The 1,215-nt window shown below is 71.9% G+C and carries 1 protein-coding gene and 1 pseudogene; both read left to right on the top strand.

Annotated features, from left to right (window positions below):
- Positions 1–772 (top strand): biotin--[acetyl-CoA-carboxylase] ligase (locus AC1DYI_RS36210; protein WP_477208914.1); only part of this gene is annotated, 772 nt, incomplete at its 5' end.
- 19 nt (positions 773–791) lie between these two features.
- Positions 792–1,215: pseudogene (locus AC1DYI_RS36205) on the top strand (hypothetical protein); the annotation flags it as partial.

Raw genomic sequence — 1,215 nt, 5'->3', positions numbered from 1 at the left:
CACCAACGGCGCGCTGGTCGACCGCCTGCGCGACGCGTCACGCGGCGCCCGTGATTCGCACGGCCGCGGCCTGCGAGCCGACGATCTGCGCCCGACGCTGCTGATCGCAATCGATCAGACCCAGGGCCGCGGGCGCCTGGGCCGCACCTGGCAGTCCAGCGCCGGCGCGTCGCTGACCTTCTCGCTCAGCCTGGCGCTGGAGCGAGCCGACTGGTCCGGCCTGTCGCTGGCGGTCGGTGTTGCGCTGGCCGAATCGCTGGACCCGAGCGGGCAACACATCGGCCTCAAGTGGCCCAACGACCTGTGGCTGCGCCAAACAGGAGAAAGCGGCCCGTCGTCCCCGGCGATCGGCCGCAAGCTCGGCGGCATCCTGATCGAAGCCATCGGCCTGGGCGACCACCGGATGGCGGTGATCGGCATCGGCCTGAATGTGCAGCCAGTGCATGTGGCTGAAGTGGCGGCCAGCCTGAGCGAGATCAACCCGCAGTTGACCCCCGCGTCAGCGCTGGTCGCGCTGATGCCGGCACTGGCGCGCGCGCTGCTGCGCTTCGAGCGCGAGGGTTTTGCCGGCTTCGAAGCAGCCTACGCCGAACGCGACCTGCTGCGTAACGGCCCAGTTGTCACCACCGACCCGGCCTGCCCGCGCGGCGACGCGGTGGGTGTCGATGCCGACGGCGCGTTGCGCGTACGCGACCCCGAAGGCCAAGTCCACCGCATCCTCAGCGGTGAAGTCAGCGTGCGCCCGGCCCCTGCGGCCGAGCCGCGGGCCTGAACGGGCCGCCCCGAACCCGATGCTGCGCCTGCTGGTCGCCGCACTGCTGGTGGCCAACCTGGTGTTCTGGGGCTGGCACTTCCCACCGGTCGCTCAGATGCTGGGCCTGCCTGGCGGCGAACCGGGTCGTGAACCGCAACGCCTGCAACAGCAGATCCATCCTGAAGTGATCCAGCTGCTGACGCCGGCCGGCGTGCCGTTGACCGGCGCCGAGCCGGCCGCCGGCCCCACCACATCGACCAGCGGCACTTCTGCCGCACCAGGGACACCCACGCCAGCAACGACCTCGCCACTGTGCCTGGAGGCTGGCCCGCTGAGCGACAGCGCCGCCACCGCCGCGCTGCGCGAGCTGTCGCAGGCCGGCGTGCCGGCAGGCAGCTGGGTCGACAGCCGGCGCGAGCTGCCGGGCCGCTGGATCATCTACATGGGCCGCTATCCGGAGC

Source organism: Ideonella sp. P3_A4 (genome assembly GCF_056403075.1).
This window is presented reverse-complemented; position numbering and strand designations above follow the sequence as displayed.